Here is a 15,852-nt window from a genome sequence, read left to right on the forward strand (position 1 = left end):
CCGCGGACGGGGTGGCGCGCAGGTTGTGGTAGTGGGGAATTAGAGGTTCTCGCTAATCCACTGCTCGGTGAGCTTGGCCTCGTTTTCCACGATCTCCTCCAGAGCGTCGGCCACCTTCGGCTCCAGCGCGGCGCCCATGAACGGGATGTTCACCTTGGCCTCGAGCTCGTAGTCCAGCTTGGTGGCGTCGCCGTCGCGGGTGGCGGTGTACTCGGCACCCAGGTCCACCGGGGTACCCTTCACGTCGCCGGTCATGGTGTGCTTCGCGGAGTCGCCCTCCAGCGCGCCCACGGTGACCACGCGCTTGAGCTTGAGGTCCTGGGAGACCATGGCCTGCGCGGCCTCCGGGAGGATGGACTTGGGCAAAATCTCGAACAAGGTGGCGGTGTTGTCCGCGAACTCGTTGAGCTCGCCCGGCTCCGGGGAGAGCTTCTCGGCGATGAACTCCCAGTACTCGCGGGTGTTGTACGCCTGCGCGACCTTCTCGATCGGCTGGTTGATGGTCACAGTGATCTCACTACGTGCAGTCATGGGTCACAGACTACCGTTGTCCACGTGACTGACCCATCATTCGCCTCCCTGACCACGCTGCGCGTCGGCGGCACCCCGGCCGCGGCCTACGAGTGCTTAAGCGCCGAGCAGCTCGCCGAGACCGTGGCCAAGCTCGACCGCGACCGGGATCCGCTGCTGATCGTCGGCGGCGGATCCAACCTCTTAGTCGCCGACGGTGATCTTGCTCTCTCTGCCGTGCTCGTGCGCAACGAAGGCATCTCGCTTGTCGACGACCTCCGGTTGCGCGTCCAAGCCGGCACCGAGTGGGACCAGGTGGTCGCCTCCGCCGTGGAGCACGGCCTCGGCGGCATCGAGGCACTTTCCGGCATCCCCGGCTCCGCGGGCGCCACACCGGTGCAAAATGTGGGGGCCTACGGCTCGGAGATCTCCGACGTGCTCACCCGGGTTCGCCTGTACAACCGCGAGACCGGCGCGGACGAGTGGGTTTCCGCCGAGTCGCTGGACTTGGCGTACCGCTACTCCAACCTGAAGTTCACCTCCCGCGCGGTGGTGCTGGAAATCGAGCTGCAGCTCGAGGCGACGGACCTGTCCATCCCGCTGCGCCACCTCGGCGGCGAGCGCGTGCCGTTGGCGCAGGCCCGCGAGTCTGTCCTGGGCACCCGCCGGGCCAAGGGCATGGTCTTAGATGTCGCCGACCACGACACCTGGTCCGCTGGCTCTTTCTTTACCAACCCGGTGGTGCCCACCGCCGTCGCCGATGAAATCGAGGCCAAGGTCGGCGAGGACCGCATGCCTCGCTTCGCCGCCGGCGACGGGCAGGAAAAGCTTTCCGCGGCCTGGCTCATCGAGCGCGCCGGCTGCCCCCGCGGCTTCCCCGGAGAGGACGCGCCGGCGCGCCTGTCCACCAAGCACACTCTGGCGCTGACGAACCGGGGCAAGGCGCGCGCCGCCGACATCGCCGACCTGGCCCGCCGGGTGCAGGACCAGGTGCGCGAGGCGTTCGGGGTGGAGCTGCACCCCGAGCCCGTCTGGGTGGGGCTGTAGGCGCCAGCCATTAGCCTGGTCGATCACCGCAGATCGCAACAACCGGCTACCTACATCCGGCTACCACGCCGTTTTCGTGTTGGTAGCCGGATGTAGGTAGCCGGTTTTCGGGGCGGGGCGGGCCAGAGGCGGGGGCAGAGGCCGGGGCCAGGCAGGCCCCGGCCTCTAGCGCTCGTTGAGCTTGTTTAGCAGGTCCTCGCGCACCTCGCGGCGGCGGATCTTGCCCATCTGGTCTTTCGCCAGCTCGTCGAAGTGGTAGAAGGTGCGGGGCACCTTGTAGCGGGTCAGCCGCTCGCGGGCGAAGTCTTTGAGGCCTTCGGGGTCGAGAGCGGAGCCGTCGTTGAGCACGATGCACGCGACGACATCCTCGGAGCCGTCCGGGCGTGGGCGGCCCACGACGGCGACATCCGCGACGTCCTTGTGGGTGCGGATGACTGCCTCGACCTCGGCCGGGTAGACGTTGAAGCCGCCGGTGATGATGAGTTCCTTGATGCGCGAGACCAGCTTGATAAAGCCGTCTTCCTCCATGATCCCCATGTCGCCGGTGCGGAACCAGCCGTCGTGGAAGACCTTTTCGGTCGCTTCGGGGTTGTTGAAGTAGCCGTTGAAGACTTGGGGGCCTTTGGCCAGGATCTCGCCGGCCTCGCCGAACGGCATGTCCTCGTCCGGGTTGTCGGGGTTGACAATGCGGATCTGCGTGTCGGGGAAGGGGATGCCGATGTAGCCGGGGCGGCGGTCTTCGGATTCGGGGTTGCCCACGATGATGGGGGAGGTCTCGGTGAGCCCGTAGCCTTCCACCAGGCGGCCGCCGGTGGCGCGCTCCCACTCCTCAATCACGTCTTCTGGCAGGGAGGACGCGCCGGAGAAACCGATCTTCACGTCGGACAGATCCACGTTTTTCTTCTTCGCGGTTGTGACGATGCGCTCGAAGACGGTGGGCACGCCTGGGATGAAGCTCGGCGGGGTGATGCGGATGGCCTTCATGATCAGGTCCATCTTCGGGGCGGGCAGCAGCACGAGCTCAGAGCCGACGAGCATGGTCAGCGTCAACGAGAACGTCAGGCCGTAGGCGTGGAAGAACGGCAGGGTGGCGAGCATGCGCTGGTTGCCTTCCTGCAGCTCCTTGACCCACGCCTGGCCCTGCAGCGGGTTGGCAATGAGGTTGCGGTGCGACAGGGCAGCGCCTTTCGGGGTGCCGGTAGTGCCGGAGGTGTAGAGGATCACGGCGGTTGAATCAGGGGTGACCTCTTCGGGGGTGTTCAGGTCCGTGCCTAAACCACCGATGGCGGAGCTGGTCAGCGATTCCCAGGGCACCGTGTGCAGGGAGGTGTTCTTGCTGGTGGAGGTCAGCGCCGCGCGGGCTTCCAGGAGTTTGGGCAGGGGGATGCGCAGGGCGAGCTGCTGGGCGCGTGGCATGGCCTTGGTCATGTTCACGCTCACCACGGTCTCCAGTGCGGTGTCTTTGCGCAGCTTCTCCAGAGTGTCGGCTGCTTTGTCCCACACGATGGCGATGCGGGCGCCGTGGTCCAAAAACTGCGGGCGCAGCTCGTGGGCGGTGTAGAGCGGGTTGTGCTCAACCACTACGCCACCGATCATCTGCACGGCGAAAAACGCGGCCACGTGCTGGGGGCAGTTGGGCAGCATGATGGCCACGCGGTCGCCGGGGCGCACGCCGAAGGCTTTCAGGCCGGCGGCGGCGCGGCGGACCTCGCGGTCGAGCTCGCCGAAGGTCTGGGTGCGCCCGAAGAAGCGCGTGGCGATGCGCGAGACATTGCGCGAGAGGTTGTCCTTATACAGCTCGCCGAGGGTGTGGTCGCCGTACTCCAGCGAGTGGGCTGTCCACTCGGGGTAGTACTGCAGCCAGGGCTTTTCGTCGTTCACGTTGGATGGGGTGAGAGCCATGCGCACCACCCTACGCCCTTAACGGCCCGTAACCTACGGTTGCGTAAGAAATTGCAGGAGAGTGTCGCGCACCTCGCGCCGGCGGATCTTGCCGGTTTGGTCCCGTTTGAGCTGGTCGAAGTGGTAAAACTCGCGCGGGACCTTGTAGCGGGTCAGACGCTGCCGGGCGAAGTCTTTCAGGCCGTCGGGGTCGAGAGCGGAGCCGTCGACAAGCGTGATGCACGCGACGACATCCTCGGAGCCGTCCGTGCGGGGCCGGCCCACGACGGCGATGTCGTCGATGTCCGGGTGGTTGCGCATCACGCCCTCCACCTCGTCGGGGTAGACGTTGAAGCCGCCGGTGATGATCATTTCCTTGATGCGCGCGACCAGCTTGATCCACCCGTCCGGCTCCATCACCGCCATGTCGCCGGTGCGGAACCAGCCGTCGTGGAAGGCGCGCTCGTTGGCCTCGGGGTTGTTGAGGTAGCCGGAAAAGACTTGCGGTCCGCGCGCGAGCAGCTCGCCCGGTTCGCCGTCGGGCATGGTGCGCGCGGGGTCCTGCGGGTCGGCGATGCGGATTTCCGTGTTGGGAAACGGCAGGCCGATGTAGCCGGGGCGGCGCGTGCCGTCGAGCGGGTTGCCCGCCAGGATGGGGGAGGTCTCGGTGAGCCCGTAGCCCTCGATCAGCCGCCCGCCGGTGGCGTTTTCCCAGCGCTCGATTGTCTCCACCGGCAGCGTGGAGGCGCCGGAGATGGAGGTGTGGATGGATGAGAGGTCCGCGTCGGTCTCCAGAGCCCAATCGATGATCTTGTCGTAGAGCGTGGGCACGCCCGGCAGCACCGTGGGGCGCGTTTTGGTGATTGCGGCCTGGTACAGCTTCGGCTTCGGCGCTGCCACGAGCACCATTTCCGCGCCGATGCTCAGCGGCAGCGCGTAGTTCAGCGCCAGCCCGTAGATGTGGAACATGGGCAGCACGCCGAGCACCTTTTCGCGCACGGCGCCCCAGTTGTGCAGCCATTCCATGCCCGCCTTGAGCACCGAGACGATGTTGCCGTGCGTCAGGGGCGCGCCTTTGGGCTTTCCGGAGGTGCCGGAGGTGTAGAGGATGAACGCTGCCATGTCTTGGGTGATCCGCGGGAAGTGCACGGAGCGTGAGCGCGTGCGCATGAATTCGCGCCACGCAATCGCGCCGGGTGCGGGCGCGGTCAGCTCGGCGCGCGCCTTGGTCAGCGGCGGGATGGGCAGGCGCAGCGCGGCGCGCAGGTGCAGCGGGACCTCGTCGAGCATGTTCACGGCCACCACGGTCTCAAGCGGGGTGCTGTTGCTTAACGACGTAAACGTGCCCGCCACCTTGTCAAAGACAATTGCTACCCGCGCCCCGTGGTCGAGGAACTGGGGCTGCAGTTCCGCTGCGGTGTAGAGCGGGTTGTGCTCCACCACGGTCGCGCCCAGGCGGAGGGTGGCGGTGACAGCCACGACGTGCTGCGGGCAGTTCGGCAGCGCCACCGCCACGCGGTCGCCGGGGTGCACGCCCAGTTGCGTGAGTGCTGCGGCGGCGCGGGTGACTTGCTCGTTGAGTTGGCTGTAGGTCAGCGTCTTGCCCATGAACCAGGTGGCCACGCTGTTCGGCTGCATCGCTACGGCCTGGTTGAACCAGCTGACCAGCGTGTCTGTGCCCGTGTCCGGTACCGGGTTGGTCCACGCCGCGTAGTGGTCGATCCAAGCCTTGTTCTCAAACGCTCCCACGGGGTGCTCCTCCTGCATTGTTAGGTGCGTAAAACCAATTAGCGACAAGTGTAACCTACGGATGGGTAAGTTCGTTGCACTGCGCGGGCGGAAGGTTTGTTTTAGGCTGTGGCGCGAACACGTCAACGGGGGATTTCTGGGGGAATCATGACCACCTATTTCGAGCCGTCCTACGGCACCGTTTCTGATGCCGCTTCCGGCACTGCCGGGGCTGCTTCCACCACCTCATTCGAGCCTGCGAGAATGCAGGAACTTGAGCTTCGGCCGCCTGCGGTGCTGGACCAGTCCAACCTGGTCGACCCGGTGAAGGCGCCGCCGAAACAGGGCTGGCGCAAGCTTGTCCACTCCGCCAGCCGCGGCCGTATCAACCCCGGCGGATCGCGCAAGGAACTCGAGCAGCAGCAGCTTTTTGGCGCCATCCGGGCGCCGCTGCGCGGGGACTACCGCATCGCCGTGATGAGCCTGAAGGGCGGGGTGGGCAAGACCACCACCACGGTGGCACTCGGCGGGGTGTTCGCGCAGACCCGTGGCGACCGCGTCATCGCCATTGACGCCAACCCGGACTTGGGCACGCTCGCCCAGCGCGCCGCCACCGCGCCGCCGGCAACCATCCGCGACCTGCTGCAAGCCCCCGACACGGACCGCTACCCGCAGGTGCGCGCCTACACCAACCAGGCCTCGTCCCGCCTGGAGGTCATCGGTTCTGAGCGCGACCCGGCAGTCAGCGAGGCGTTTTCGGAGCACGACTACCGCTGCGCCATCGACATCCTGCAGCACCACTACAACGTCATGCTCACCGATTGCGGCACCGGTTTGATGCACTCCGCCATGGCGGGCGTGCTCGACTTGGCCAACACGCTCGTGCTGGTCACCTCGCCCGCGCTCGACGGCGCGCAGTCCGCCTCCGCGACCCTGGACTGGCTCAACCTGCACGGCTACGACCAGCTCGCCGCCAACGCCGTGGTGGTGGTTTCGGCGTCCGCGCCCGGCAAGCCGACCATCGACATGGATAAGGTCGCCGAGCACTTCGCGTCGCGCACCCGGGCCGTGCACACCATCCCGTACGACCGCCACCTGGCGGAAGGCGCGGTGGTGGACCTGGAGCGCATGGCCCCGGCGACGCTGAAGGCCTACCAGCACCTCGCGGCGACGGTCGCCACGGACTTCGGTTCCTGGCACCGCCACGCTGCCTGCTAGCCCGGCGCGCTAGTCTGGCCCGCATGCGCGTCGCCATGATTTCCATGCACACCTCCCCGCTTGAGCAGCCGGGAACCGGCGACGCGGGTGGCATGAACGTCTACGTCCACAACACCGCCACCCAGCTGGCCCGCAAGGGCGTGGAGGTGGATGTGTTCACCCGCGCGACCCGGCCCAGCCAGGGCGAGGTGGTTCACGTCGAGCCCGGCTACCGGGTGGTCAACGTGGTGGCCGGGCCCTACGAAGGGCTGGAAAAGCACGACCTGCCCACTCAGCTGGCCGCGTTTTCCGGCGGGGTGGTGCAGTTTGTCCGCGCGAACGGTTTGGCATACGACCTCATCCACTCCCACTACTGGCTGTCCGGCCAGGTGGGTTGGCTGCTCGCGGATCTGGCGGGCATTCCGCTGGTGCACACCGGGCATACGTGGGCGGCGGTGAAAAACGCCTACAGCACGGATGCCTCGGAGTCGGAGGCCCGGCGCATCTGCGAACAGCAGCTGGTGGACAACGCTGAAACGCTGGTGGTCAACACCGAGGATGAAACGAGCGAGCTGGCCCGCTTCTACGACGTCGATCCGGCCAAGATCTCCGTGGTCAGCCCAGGTGCGGACACGGATCTGTTCACCCCGGGCACGAACCGCAACACGGAGCTCGCACGGCGCCACCTGGGCATTCCGCTGCACGCGAAGGTGGTCGCGTTTGTGGGCCGGCTGCAGGAGTTCAAGGGCCCCCAGGTGCTCCTGCGCGCGATGGGGGAGGTGGTCCGCCGCGGCCGCGTCGAGGGCCCGCTGCGGGTCATCATCTGCGGCGGGGCGAGTGGGGCGGGCTCGTCGGTGGAGCGCTACCGCCAGCTCGCCGCCGAGGAGGGCATTGGCGGCTGCACGCGCTTTCTGGGTCCGCGCCCACCGGAGGAGTTGGTCAGCATCTACCAGGCCGCGGACATTGTCGCGGTGCCCAGCTACAACGAGAGCTTCGGCCTTGTCGCGGTGGAGGCGCAGGCCGCGGGCACGCCGGTCATCGCCGCGCGCGTCGGAGGTTTGCCACTGGCCGTCGCGGACGGGGAGACCGGGCTGCTCGTCGCGGGCCACGGCACGCCCGAGTGGGTGGAGGCGTTGGAGCAGTTGCTTATCGACGACGAAACGCGCATCCGCATGGGCGAATCGGCTGTCGCCCACGCCAAGGCGTTTAGCTGGTCCGCCTCGGCGGAGCAGCTGCTCAGCGTCTACGCCGGCACCCTCGACGGGTACGTCCCGGGTGAGGCCACCCGGGACGCCGGAGGGATGTAGCGGGCTGAGGCGCTACTACAGGTGGTTGGTGATCTCCTGGGCGGCTGAAGCGCCGAGCCAGAACCCGATCTGCTCGGAGTGGTGTCCCACCGCCTGCTCCACCTCGGCCGGGTTGAATTGGCCGTGGGTCGCCTTGTCCGCCAACGCGGCGGCGTCTTGCTGCGCGTTGCCCACTGCCTCCTGGAGCTTCCCGCGCGGCTCTGGCAGCTCAAAGTCCGGGTTGAGCTCGTCGATCTGCTGGCTCACCTGCTTTTCCTCGTCCGCGGTGATGCCGAACTCGGCGCGCGGGGCGGAGGAATCGGGCAGAGTGAAGTGCTCGTTGACCTGGCCGTCGGGGATGCCGTAGGCGTCCTCGAGGATCCGGTCCGCCGGCTGGGCCTTGCCGAGCGGGCCGAGCGTCATGGAGCTGACACCGATGATGGAGTTGTCTCGCGGGTCGAAATTCACACCGCCGGAGTCGCCATGCTGGTAGCTCAACCCCCAGCTCCACACGCCGTTTCGGGTGCGCCCGATCTGGGTGGCGCAGTTGCGCCCGGAGGTCGAGCCGTCCTTGCAGATGGGCTGGCCGAAGTTGTCCGCCGAGACCTCGCCGGGCTGCAGGGTGCGGTAGTCCTTGATCCCGCTCAGTGCCACAGGCTCGCCTGCGTTGCCGCCGTTGTAGTCGCGCGAATTGGAGATGTTGGTGGCGGAGACGTTGTCGTCGATGCGCATGATGCCCCAGTCCGCAGTGCGGATGCTCTCCATCGGATCGGACAGGTCGATCGCGCCGGGCTTGAGGTCGTTGGAGGCGATGCGCTCGCCGATGCGCGGGTACTTGCCGTCTACTGGCACGGAAAACTCGTTTTTGATCGGCGGCAAGCCGGGGGTCGTGTTGATGCAGTGGGAGGCGGTCAGCATCACACGCTGCGTGTCGCCTTCCATCGTGCGCACGGTGCCGGTCGGGCCCTGGGTGCAGGTGCGCAGCCAAGCCATCGGCGAGACCTTCAGCTCGTCGCCGCTGGGCAGAGTCATCGTCTCAGGTGCTTTCTCCGGGAAGCTGCGGAACGGAGCGCCGGGGGCGGCGAGTGCCGGCTCGGCCGCTGCGGCTGGGACGGCCAGGGCCGGGGTGAGCAGTAGCGCCGCGGCGGCGGCCAAGAAACGCGTCTTTTTCATGGTTATCCTCCGATTCCGAATTTTTCTTCTATTACGAGCCCGCCCCACAGGCCGACCTCGTTGATGCGCCTATCTGCACGGCGGGCAGCCTCGTCCGGGCTCAGTGCGCCCCGAAGGGCGTCTTCTGCGGTGCGGAGTGCGCTGGGGCAGCCGCCACCCATGCCAAAGATGCCACCAATGTCGAGGCGGTAAGCAGTACAGGGTTTCGCATACTTCGAGCATAACCGCTGCGATCCGCAATTTTTGGGCGGCGAAAAAATGGGGGTGGTCTAGCGCAAGTACTCGTCGATGGCCGCGCGTACCTCGCCTGCTCGGCCCCGCGCCGCCGCGTCCGCGCGGCCGGCCAGATCCTGGGCCGCCGCAACCGGATTGGGGGCGGACGGCAGCTGCGCCGCCTCCGCGCTCAGTTGCGCCGCATCGGCTTGGGCGCCCATCACGGCGTTGTCCAGCATCTCACGCGGCTGCGGGCCGTCGACCGTTTCCGGAGCCTGCGGGGAAGACTGCGCGACCTCCTCGTACAGCGGCGCGAAATCAGCCCGGTCGGCCGGCGCAGCCGGGGTGAACGCTTGGTTGACCTGGCCGTCGGGAATGCCGTAGGCGTCCTCAACCGCCCTGTCCACCTGCTGCGAATTACCCAGCGGGCCGAAGCCGATGATGCTCAATCCCACAGCCTCGCCCGTGCGCGGGTCGTAGTTGATGCCGCCGGAATCCCCGGGCTCGTAGCCCACGCCGAAGTGCCACACGAAGTTCTGAGTGCGAAACATTTGCACGCCGCAGGAGCGGCCGGTGCGCATACCGTCCTTGCACACCGGCTCGCCGGCGTTGTCGAAGCTGATCAGTTCGTCTGCGCGCAGGTTGCGGTAGTCCTTCACCCCGGTAATTGCCACAGGGGAAGACGGGCCGCGGCCCTTCTGGTCCCGGGAGGTGGAGGTGCCGGATGCGTCCACCCCTTGGTCCAGACGCACCATTGCCCAGTCCGGCTCGTCGATGATGCGGTAGAAATCCATCAGCTCGCCATTGCCGATCTCGAAGGGTGTGCGCTGTTTGTCCACGGCGCCCACGCGCGGGTACTGCACTCCGCCGCCTTCGCGCACCGGCGCGAACACGACCGGCAAGACGGTTTTGCTCTTGGACTCGAAGCAGTGGGCCGCGGTAACCATCACCTGCTGCGTGTGCCCGTCAGGAGTGCGTACGGTGCCCGCCGGTCCCTGGCTGCAGCGGGCGGTGTGGGCGAAAGAATCGGAGTCGTTGAACTGCATGGCAATCGGCGCGCCGGGCGCGGCCAGTGCCGGGGCAGCAGCTGCGGAAGGTGCGGTCAGGGCGCCGAGAGCGACGCAGGCGGCGGCGAAAGTGGCGGGAAGGGAAGTTTTGCTCATGCCTTTAGACCCTAAACCCGCCCCGTAACGGCCGACTCGTTGCACCATCCGTGGCATGCTTGAAGGCATGGGTAACGGAAAGCTGATTCTCGTGCGCCACGGGCAGAGCGAGTGGAATAAGTCGAACCAGTTCACCGGCTGGGTGGACGTGGACCTCACCGAACAGGGCGAGGCCGAGGCGGTCAACGCCGGCAAGCTCTTAGTGGACAAGGACGTCCTGCCGGACGTGCTGTTTACCTCGCTGCTGCGCCGCGCCATCCGCACCGCAAATATCGCGCTCAACGCCGCGGACCGCCACTGGATCCCGGTGGAGCGCAACTGGCGCCTCAACGAGCGCCACTACGGCAAACTGCAGGGCCTGAACAAGGCGGAGATCCGCGAGGAGTTCGGCGAGGAGCAGTTCATGGAGTGGCGCCGCTCCTACGACACCCCGCCGCCGGAGATTGACACCGACAACCAGTACGCGCAGACCAACGACCCGCGCTACGCCTTCCTGCCCGAGGTGCCGCGCACCGAGTGCCTCAAAGACGTGGTGGAGCGTTTCCTGCCGTACTACATCGACGTCATCGCGCCGCAGGCTATGGCCGGCAAGAACGTGATGATCGCCGCGCACGGCAACTCCCTGCGCGCTTTGGTGAAGTACCTGGACAACATCTCGGACGAGGACATCGCCGGGCTGAACATCCCCACCGGCATGCCGCTGGTCTACGAGATCGACGAAAACGGCAAGGTGCTCAACCCGGGCGGCACCTACCTGGACCCGGAGGCCGCTAAGGCCGGCGCCGCTGCGGTGGCCAACCAGGGCCAGAAGTAGAAGCCGTCCACGTGACGCCGATTCTCGCCTTCCTTGTCGGCGCCGCGCTGACCGTGCCCGCTGTGCTGCTTGGCCAGCGGGCGCTTCGCTGGCGTGCCCGCAACCTTGCCGTGGACAGCGGCGAAGACTCCGGGGTGAGCACCGTCAACCAGGTGCTGCACTTGGTCACCCAGGGCTCGCCCACCGGCATCGCGGTGATCAACCGCCGCGGCAACGTGATGCTGTCCAACGCGCGCGCCCACGACATGTCGCTGGTGCACGACGGCAGCGTCAACCCACGCGTGCTCGAGGTGGTCGAAGAGGTGCTGGAGAGCCAAGATGAGCACGTGCTCGACCTGGACCTGCCGCAGCGCACCACCGGCAGCCGGATCCGGAACGTGCGCGCCTTGGTTGCCCCGCTGACGTTGACGGACAACTCCTACGCCATCGTCTACGGCAGCGACGAGAGTGAAAACGTGCGCATGGAAAGCGCAAGGCGCGACTTCGTGGCCAACGTCTCCCACGAGCTGAAAACGCCGGTGGGCGGCATCGCCCTGCTGGCGGAGGCGCTGCTGCAGGACCCCACGGACCCGGAGATGGTGGAGTACTTCGGCACCAAGCTGCACAAAGAGGCGCGCCGCATGGGGGAGATGATCACGGATCTGATCAACCTGTCCAAGCTGCAGGGCGCCGAGGCGCTGCCTGACATGGCGCCGGTGCGGGTGGACGACATCGTCGACGACGCGGTGGCGCGCAACCTGGTCAAGGCGGAAAACCACGGCATTGAACTGACCCGGGGCAAGTATTCAGGCCTGCGTGTGATGGCCGACCGCGCGCTGCTTACCGTGGCGGTGTCCAACCTGATCACCAACGCGATCAACTATTCGCCAAACGGGCAACCGGTGAGCGTGACGCAGAAGCTGGTGCGAGACAACGTCGTGCTCATCCGTGTGACCGACCGCGGCATCGGCATCGCGCCGGAGGACCAAAAGCGCGTGTTCGAGCGTTTTTACCGCGTGGATAAGGCGCGCTCGCGCTCCACGGGCGGCACCGGTTTGGGTTTGGCCATTGTCAAGCACGTGGTGGCAAACCATGGCGGTAGCATTACGTTGTGGTCGAGGCCTGGGACGGGCTCCACGTTCACCATCGAGCTGCCCCTCTACGACCCCGAAGCCGCCGGCAGAACAGAAAAGGAAGAGTGAAGTGACGACCATTCTCATCGTTGAAGACGAGGAATCGCTGTCAGACCCCTTGGCCTACCTGTTGCGCAAGGAAGGCTTTGAGGCAGTAGTAGCCGCGGATGGGCAGACAGGGCTGGACCTGTTCGGGTCCCACAACATCGACTTGGTCCTGCTGGACCTCATGCTGCCGGGCATGAGCGGCACCGAGGTGTGCAAGAAGCTGCGCGCCGAGTCGTCGGTGCCCATCATCATGGTCACCGCCCGCGACAGTGAGATTGACAAGGTCGTGGGCCTGGAGCTCGGCGCGGACGATTACGTAACTAAGCCGTACTCCACCCGCGAGCTGGTCGCCCGCATCCGCGCCGTGCTGCGCCGCGGCCCGGAAACCGAGACGGTCGAGGAAGCCGACGAGCAGCTGCTGCAGGGCGGGCGCGTGACCATGGACGTGGAGCGCCACACCGTGATGGTGGACGGCCAGCCGGTGCCCATGCCGCTCAAAGAGTTCGACCTGCTGGAGTACCTCATGCGCAACGCGGGGCGTGTGCTCACTCGCGGCCAGCTCATCGACCGGATCTGGGGCGCCGATTACGTCGGCGACACCAAAACCCTGGACGTGCACGTCAAGCGCCTGCGCACCAAAATCGAGGCAGAGCCGTCGCGCCCGACCCAGCTGGTCACCGTGCGCGGCTTGGGCTACAAGTTCGAGGCCTAAAAACACCTCTCGCCGGTGCCGCCGCGGGAGCGCTTAGGGCGTCTCGTGCGCGGCGCGAGTGGCGGGGTGGGGGGCTCGGAGGTCGCGGTCAAGCTGCGAGCGCTTCTCGCAGTGCGTTGCCACGACACCGTACGGCTTTTCCCCGATCAGCGCGATGAGCTCGTCTTTCATGGATTGCCAAATCGGCGTGCCGCCGGTGTGGCAGGCGGGCGCGGAGGTACACCACCAGTCGAAGTCTTCGCCGCCGCCGCCCCACTGACGGCGGTGGTACTCGCCGATGGTGGTGCGCAGGATCTCTTGGCCGTCTGAGCGCTCCTCCCACGCGTCCTCGCGCGAAAACGGCACTTGCCAGCACACTTCCGGCTTCGTGCCGACGATGTTGCGGCCTTCAGCCATGGCGAACTGGTGGAACGCGCAGCCGGCGCCGGTCGGGTGGCCGGGGCGGTTGGCAAAGATGCAGGCGCCGTCCACGACCTTGGTCTTGATGTGGGGGCCGGCCTCCTCGTCTTCCGGGTCGGCCTCCATGGCGTCGTCTTCGTCCCACTCCAGCCACGGCTCGAGCCAGGTGGGGTCGTTCGCGGCGAAGTAGGCGTCCGTATCCGCGGGGCGCAGTTGCCAGAATTTCGCCGGCATCTCCTTGACGGCGTTGTAGACGGTGTCGCGGTCTTCCTCGTCGGCGATGTAGGCGCCGTGGATGCAGCAGCCCACCGCCGGGTTGGACTCGTCGATGCCGTGGCACTCGGGGGTGCCGAAGCGGCAGGACCAGGTGGATTCCGCCCACGTCAGATCGATGGAGAAGATGTGCGTCGGGTCGTCCGGGTGGACGAATTCGAACCATTCGCGGGGGAAGTCTGGGCGGGTTTCGCGCCCCGCCAGGATGGAGCGGCCGGCGGGTGAGTCCGCGGGGAAGCCGAGAAAAACGGGTTTCGGGGCTGGTTGATTCACACCTCGACACGGTAGACCCGTTACCCTGGGGTGGTGCGATTAGGTGTATTAGATGTCGGCAGCAACACGATCCATCTCGTGGCGGTCGACGCGTACAGCGGTAGCAGGCCGACGCCGATGAGCGATTGGAAGCAACCGCTGCGTCTTGTGGAGTTGCTGGATAAAAAGGGCAATATTGAGGACAAGGGCGTGGACAAGCTTGTCGACGCTGTCCAGGAGGCATCCGACCTCGCGGACAACCTCAAGTGCGAAGAGCTGGTTGCGTTTGCCACCTCCGCGGTGCGCTCCGCAACCAACTCCGAGGACGTGCTCAAGCGCGTGGAGAAGAAGACGGGGGTGCGCCTGAACATTCTCTCCGGCGAGGAAGAAGCGCGCCTGACCTTCTTGGCTGCGCGCCGCTGGCACGGCTGGTCCGCCGGCCGCCTCACCAACTTCGACATCGGCGGCGGTTCCCTAGAGATCTCCTCGGGCACTGAGGAGATGCCGGACCTGGCAGTCTCGCTGGATCTGGGCGCGGGCCGGTTGACCCACGAGTGGTTCGACACCGACCCGCCGGAGCGTAAGAAGATCAATATGCTGCGCGATTACATCGATGCGGAGCTTGCGGGCCCGGCGGAGCAGTTCAAGGCGATGGGGGAGACCGGCCTGGCTGTGGGCACCTCCAAGACCTTCCGCTCCCTGGCGCGTCTGACGGGTGCCGCCCCCTCGTCCGCGGGTCCGTTTGTGAAGCGCACGCTGACCGCGCCGGGTCTGCGTCAGCTCATCGCGTTCATTTCCCGCATGACGGCGGCGGACCGTGCGGAGCTCGAGGGCATCAACTCGGACCGCTCCCACCAGATCGTCGCAGGTGCGTTGGTGGCGGAGGCTGCGATGCGCGCGTTGAATGTTGATAAGTTAGAGATCTGTCCGTGGGCCTTGCGCGAGGGCGTGATCTTGAAACGCATCGACCAGGGATCCCTGGGCACCGAAAAAACGAGCCGATAAAGGAGACGACAACTCATGGCCGACAAGCAGCTCACTGTTGCCGAGCTCCTCGCGCGCGCTGAGAAGGAAAACCCGTCCGGCGAGCGCCGCCCGCGCCGTCGCCGCAGCCTCGAGGACGGTGGCGTTTCTGTCGCCGAGCTGACGGACTCCTTTAAGAAGGTCGACGTCAAGCCGGCCGAGGTGAAGCACTCCAGCGTGCCTATCGACGCACCTTCGGATACCTCCAAAAAGACCCCCAAGCCCGCCGCGGCTCAGCCGGCAGACGCAGCACCTGCCGCCTCGAATGCTCAGGCGGGGCAGTCCAAGCGGGTGGAAGTCACGCATGTCCCGGCGAAGCCGGACAAGGCGCAACCGGCCGCGCCGAAGCGTGCCGAGGACGCCCCAGCTGAGGTGAAGCAGGTTGAGGTGAAGCAAGCTGAGGCGAAGCCCGCCGCAGCCAAGCCCGCGCAGGGCGAGTCTGTGAAGCTGCGCCCGGCCGCGAAGCCGGAGGCGCCGAAACCTGCCGCGGCGCCAGCCGCAGCTCCCGCCGCCCCCAAGCCCGCCGCAGCGCCAGCTGCGGCAGCTGCGGCGCCGGCCGCCGACGAGACCACGGTGCTGCGCAAGGTTGAAGCCAAGCCGGAGGCGCAGCGCGCGACCGCGCAGCCGGACGACACCAACGAGATCCGTGCCGTGGACGCCCCGGAGCCGCAGCGCGCGGAGAAGGACATCTTCGACGAGCCCGCCGCCGAGCTCGATGAGGTGGGCGATTACGAGGTTGAGGAGGCATCCGTCAACCCGATCCTGCTGGTCCTGCTGGTGTTCTTCGGCGTGCTGCTGGGCGTGCTGGGGTTCCTGGCGTTTAAGTGGCTGTGGGCCAACATCATGACGATTGTGGCGGTGCTGCTGGGCATCGCCCTCATCGCTGGCGTCGTGGCAGCCGTCGGCGCGCTTGGAAGCAACCGCGACAAGATCACCATGACCATCGCTGGTCTGGCCGCCGCGGTTATCGCGTTCGGCCCGTCCCTGCTGTAATAGCACACACGGCTGCAGCGCCGTAAGG

14 protein-coding genes are annotated in these 15,852 nt (G+C 66.7%); 8 read left to right on the plus strand and 6 right to left on the minus strand.

The window, feature by feature from the left end; translation table 11 throughout:
* Positions 1–39: 39 nt before the first annotated feature.
* On the minus strand, positions 40–531 hold the full coding sequence (locus CFOUR_RS01025) for a DUF2505 domain-containing protein (RefSeq protein WP_085956904.1): 492 nt from the start codon (positions 529–531) through the stop codon (positions 40–42).
* A 24-nt stretch (positions 532–555) separates the two neighbouring features.
* On the opposite strand from CFOUR_RS01025, the gene CFOUR_RS01030 reads away from it, so the two are divergent.
* Positions 556–1,557, plus strand: a complete 1,002-nt coding sequence (locus CFOUR_RS01030) for a UDP-N-acetylmuramate dehydrogenase (protein ID WP_230471748.1) — start codon at positions 556–558, stop codon at positions 1,555–1,557.
* A 165-nt stretch (positions 1,558–1,722) separates the two neighbouring features.
* Here CFOUR_RS01030 and CFOUR_RS01035 read toward each other — a convergent pair whose 3' ends face one another.
* Both CFOUR_RS01035 and CFOUR_RS01040 read right to left on the minus strand, forming a co-directional pair.
* The gene (locus CFOUR_RS01035) at positions 1,723–3,459 is read right to left on the minus strand and encodes a long-chain-fatty-acid--CoA ligase (RefSeq protein ID WP_085958349.1); all 1,737 of its coding nucleotides are present in this window, start codon (positions 3,457–3,459) and stop codon (positions 1,723–1,725) included.
* 33 nt (positions 3,460–3,492) lie between these two features.
* On the minus strand, positions 3,493–5,187 hold the full coding sequence (locus CFOUR_RS01040; protein WP_085956903.1) for a long-chain-fatty-acid--CoA ligase: 1,695 nt from the start codon (positions 5,185–5,187) through the stop codon (positions 3,493–3,495).
* Between the two features lie 147 nt (positions 5,188–5,334).
* Between CFOUR_RS01040 and CFOUR_RS01045 the strand changes: the two genes are divergently transcribed.
* A complete protein-coding gene (locus tag CFOUR_RS01045) occupies positions 5,335–6,384 on the plus strand; it encodes a MinD/ParA family ATP-binding protein (protein WP_413540768.1) in 1,050 nt (349 codons plus the stop codon).
* Positions 6,385–6,407: 23 nt separating this feature from the next.
* On the plus strand, positions 6,408–7,670 hold the full coding sequence (gene mshA / locus CFOUR_RS01050) for a D-inositol-3-phosphate glycosyltransferase (RefSeq protein WP_290179665.1): 1,263 nt from the start codon (positions 6,408–6,410) through the stop codon (positions 7,668–7,670).
* A 15-nt stretch (positions 7,671–7,685) separates the two neighbouring features.
* Here the strand turns inward: mshA and CFOUR_RS01055 are convergent, their stop codons facing one another.
* Positions 7,686–8,822, minus strand: a complete 1,137-nt coding sequence (locus tag CFOUR_RS01055) for a chymotrypsin family serine protease (protein ID WP_085956902.1) — start codon at positions 8,820–8,822, stop codon at positions 7,686–7,688.
* Positions 8,823–9,091: 269 nt separating this feature from the next.
* Positions 9,092–10,198, minus strand: coding sequence for a chymotrypsin family serine protease (locus CFOUR_RS01060; RefSeq protein ID WP_085956901.1), 1,107 nt, complete (start codon positions 10,196–10,198; stop codon positions 9,092–9,094).
* 67 nt (positions 10,199–10,265) lie between these two features.
* On the opposite strand from CFOUR_RS01060, the gene CFOUR_RS01065 reads away from it, so the two are divergent.
* The 3 genes from CFOUR_RS01065 to CFOUR_RS01075 are packed head-to-tail and all read left to right on the plus strand — an operon-like array spanning position 10,266 to position 12,884.
* The gene (locus CFOUR_RS01065) at positions 10,266–11,012 is read left to right on the plus strand and encodes a phosphoglyceromutase (RefSeq protein WP_085958347.1); all 747 of its coding nucleotides are present in this window, start codon (positions 10,266–10,268) and stop codon (positions 11,010–11,012) included.
* A gap of 11 nt (positions 11,013–11,023) precedes the next feature.
* On the plus strand, positions 11,024–12,193 hold the full coding sequence (locus CFOUR_RS01070) for a sensor histidine kinase (protein ID WP_085956900.1): 1,170 nt from the start codon (positions 11,024–11,026) through the stop codon (positions 12,191–12,193).
* A 1-nt stretch (position 12,194) separates the two neighbouring features.
* The gene (locus CFOUR_RS01075; protein ID WP_179154773.1) at positions 12,195–12,884 is read left to right on the plus strand and encodes a response regulator; all 690 of its coding nucleotides are present in this window, start codon (positions 12,195–12,197) and stop codon (positions 12,882–12,884) included.
* A gap of 33 nt (positions 12,885–12,917) precedes the next feature.
* Here CFOUR_RS01075 and CFOUR_RS01080 read toward each other — a convergent pair whose 3' ends face one another.
* A complete protein-coding gene (locus tag CFOUR_RS01080; RefSeq protein WP_085956898.1) occupies positions 12,918–13,829 on the minus strand; it encodes a DUF3109 family protein in 912 nt (303 codons plus the stop codon).
* A 33-nt stretch (positions 13,830–13,862) separates the two neighbouring features.
* Here CFOUR_RS01080 and CFOUR_RS01085 point away from each other — a divergent pair, with 33 nt between their 5' ends.
* Both CFOUR_RS01085 and CFOUR_RS01090 read left to right on the plus strand, forming a co-directional pair.
* Entirely contained in the window at positions 13,863–14,813 is a 951-nt protein-coding gene (locus tag CFOUR_RS01085) for a Ppx/GppA family phosphatase (protein WP_085958346.1), read from the plus strand.
* 15 nt (positions 14,814–14,828) lie between these two features.
* Positions 14,829–15,824: a DUF308 domain-containing protein gene (locus tag CFOUR_RS01090; RefSeq protein WP_290179669.1), complete on the plus strand. Its 996-nt coding sequence runs from the start codon at positions 14,829–14,831 to the stop codon at positions 15,822–15,824.
* Positions 15,825–15,852: the final 28 nt, after the last annotated feature.

The sequence above is a fragment of the Corynebacterium fournieri genome, assembly GCF_030408775.1.
Classification (GTDB): domain Bacteria; phylum Actinomycetota; class Actinomycetes; order Mycobacteriales; family Mycobacteriaceae; genus Corynebacterium; species Corynebacterium fournieri.

Excerpts from the sequence above, each read along its gene's own strand:
- CFOUR_RS01025 (WP_085956904.1), bottom strand. The coding sequence starts at position 531 with ATGACTGCACGTAGTGAGATCACTGTGACCATCAACCAGCCGATCGAG.
- CFOUR_RS01035 (WP_085958349.1), bottom strand. The coding sequence starts at position 3,459 with ATGGCTCTCACCCCATCCAACGTGAACGACGAAAAGCCCTGGCTGCAG.
- CFOUR_RS01045 (WP_413540768.1), top strand. The coding sequence starts at position 5,335 with ATGACCACCTATTTCGAGCCGTCCTACGGCACCGTTTCTGATGCCGCT.
- mshA (WP_290179665.1), top strand. The coding sequence starts at position 6,408 with ATGCGCGTCGCCATGATTTCCATGCACACCTCCCCGCTTGAGCAGCCG.
- CFOUR_RS01055 (WP_085956902.1), bottom strand. The coding sequence starts at position 8,822 with ATGAAAAAGACGCGTTTCTTGGCCGCCGCCGCGGCGCTACTGCTCACC.
- CFOUR_RS01060 (WP_085956901.1), bottom strand. The coding sequence starts at position 10,198 with ATGAGCAAAACTTCCCTTCCCGCCACTTTCGCCGCCGCCTGCGTCGCT.
- CFOUR_RS01065 (WP_085958347.1), top strand. The coding sequence starts at position 10,266 with ATGGGTAACGGAAAGCTGATTCTCGTGCGCCACGGGCAGAGCGAGTGG.
- CFOUR_RS01090 (WP_290179669.1), top strand. The coding sequence starts at position 14,829 with ATGGCCGACAAGCAGCTCACTGTTGCCGAGCTCCTCGCGCGCGCTGAG.